General features: G+C 38.9%; 1 protein-coding gene. It reads left to right on the forward strand.

Going from position 1 to position 2,858, the window contains the following annotated elements; all coding sequences use genetic code 11:
• Positions 1-126: 126 nt before the first annotated feature.
• On the forward strand, positions 127-2,858 hold a 2,732-nt coding region (locus E1176_RS02935; protein WP_185152586.1), incomplete at its 3' end, for a tetratricopeptide repeat protein.

A 2,858-nucleotide genomic window follows, 5' to 3' on the forward strand; every position in this document is an offset into this window, starting at 1 on the left:
TTTTCCGGTTCTATCGTTGAATACAGAAAACCAAAACACTAAACACCGATTTTACACATGGTAATCCGTTATCTGGCTGCATTTTTTTTCTTGCTCAGCTCTTTTATAAGTTATGCTCAAAACACATTGTCACAATCGGAGCCTACCAGACTCTATCTTAAAGGCCTTGAGTTAATTGATAAAAACAATTTCACAGCGGCAAGGGAAACATTTGAAGAGTACCTTCAGATGGCTAGTGATGGGGTGAGAAAAGCTGATGCCCAATATTATAAAGCCTATGCTGCGCTAAGCCTCTATCATGAAGATGGAGAAAAACTCGTTGAAAGTTTTATCAGGGAAAATGAAAATCACCCGAAAGCAGCTTTAGCCTATTACGAGTTGGGCAATTTCTACTTCAAAGACAAAAAATATAACAAAGCCACAGAGTATCTTTCGAAGGTGAGGCTTTCATTAATAGGCAAGGAAAAGCGAAATGAAACCCGCTTTAAATTGGGTTATGCTCACTTTGCTCAACGCGAATTTGATGAGGCTATAACATTTTTTAATGCCCTCAAAGATCAATCAGGCAAATATGAGCCAGCGGCCAATTATTATGCTGGTTACATAGCGTATGAGCAGGGTAATTTAGACGCTGCAGTCAAAGACCTGAAAAAAGCAGAACAAGATGATGCCTATAAAAGTGTGGTGCCTGCCATGCTCGCAGACCTTTACTATAAACAGGGGAGGTATGACGAACTTCTCGCTTACAGTGATAAGGTCCTCAATGGAGGCACGAGAGTAAATCAGGGTGACTTTTACTTATTGGCAGCTGAAGCTCATACGCAAAAAGGAAATTATGACAGGGCTGTGGCGTTTTACGACAAATACGTGGAAGGCATTCAAAACCCACCTATAGAAGTGCATTATCGAGTCGGTTATGCCAATTTTAAAGCCGGTAATAATGACAAGGCGATTACTCATTTAAAACAAGCCGCTTCTACCACAGACGAAATCGGCACTTATGCGTCTTATTATTTGGGAATTGCCTATTTGAAAGAAGGTAATAAGATATACGCGATCACAGCTTTTGACAATGCAAGGCGTACTGATGTAAATAGTGAGTTGAGCGAAGAGAGTGCTTATCAATACGCTAAATTAAGCTACGACCTTGACCGTGTTGAAGAATCAATTGCAGGTGCAAGGGCTTTTTTAGAGCGGTATCCTAAAAGTAAACATGTGGAAGAGGTCGGTGATATTTTATCTGACGCTTACTTAAATACAAACAATTACAATTTAGCTATAGAATATATAGAGGGTGTTCCCAATCCCAATGTAAGACAGCAAGAAGTGTGTCAGAAAGCAACATTTCTGAAAGGGATGGAGCTTTTTAACAAAGGTGAATACCGCAATGCGATAGGTCTGTTTGATAAGTCATTAAAATTTGATCACAGTAAAAAGTACCGGGCTATGGCAGGGTTATGGGCTGGTGAAGCTTATAGTGTGGGTAAACGATACGAGCAGGCTATTCCATATTATCAGAAAGCTTTATGGACAGGAATAGACAAATCGGATGAAAGTATTCTTAAAACAAGATATGGTCTGGGTTATGCCTATTACAACACAAAGCAGTATAGCAAAGCCAGAGAGCAGTTTAGTGAGTACATCCGCAATAGCAGCCAGGGGGAGGCGGGAGATTTTTATGATGACGCTTTATTGAGATTAGCTGATACACATTATGTGTCTAAGAATTATAATGAAGCCTTATCGTTCTATCAACGAGCCATTAAAACCAACAGTGTAGATAATGATTACGCCAGACTACAAGCGGGTACTGTTTTAGGTATCCAGGGGTCTACAGAAGCTGCAATTGAGCAGTTTAACTATATAATCACAAATTATGGTCAATCTCGCTATCTGGATGATGCCCTCTTTCAAAAGGCCCAGTTAAACTTTGAAAAAGGGAATTATGAAGAGGCTGTAAAAAACTTTACTGCTTTGATTCAACGAAAACCATCCAGCCAGTTTGTACCGTACGCCTACATGAGGAGAGCATCTTCTAATTATAATTTAAAGGCCTATGATAAATCGATAAATGATTATGTCAAAGTTCTTGATAAGTATAATACTCATTCTGTGGCTGAAGAAGCCTTACTGCCTTTGCAAGAGGTTTTAAACCTTCAAGGTCGGTCGTCAGAATTTAACGGATACCTTTCGAGTTATAAACAGGCGAATCCTGATAAAAAAGGTCTGGAAAGTGTAGAGTTTGAAACTGCTAAAAACCAGTACTTTAACCTGGCTTACGAAAAGTCTATTTCGAGCTTTAAAAGCTTCATACAAGATTACCCCAACAGTGGTAAAAGAAGTGAAGCTAAATATTACATAGCCGAATCTTACTATAGACTTAATGAGAATGAAAATGCACTTGAATACTACAACGAGCTATTGGCAAGTGGATCTTTCGAGCCCATGAGTAAAATCATCAATAGGATAGGGGAGCTTGAGTTTGAAAATGGCCGATATGAAAATGCGACCTATTTTTACTACAAGTTAGTGGATGCTGCCCGTACCAAAAAGGAGCAATACTATGCCTGGGCTGGATTGATGGAATCTTACTTCAATTTGAAGAAATACGATTCTGTCGCTCATTATGCCAATATTATTTTAGAGAAAGGCAATGTAAATATTAGCTCTCAGAATAAGGCCTCCCTTTATTTAGGAAAGGCCGCCTATGCTCGAGGTGATTATGAGGTGGCTAAGGATGAATTTCTAAATACATTAAACACAGCTAAAGACGTACATGGTGCAGAGGCCCAGTATATGTTAGGCTTACTTTTTTATAATAATAAAGAACATCAAAAATCTATTGAAGCCCTTATTGA

This window comes from Fulvivirga aurantia, assembly GCF_009711475.1.
Taxonomy (GTDB): domain Bacteria; phylum Bacteroidota; class Bacteroidia; order Cytophagales; family Cyclobacteriaceae; genus Fulvivirga; species Fulvivirga aurantia.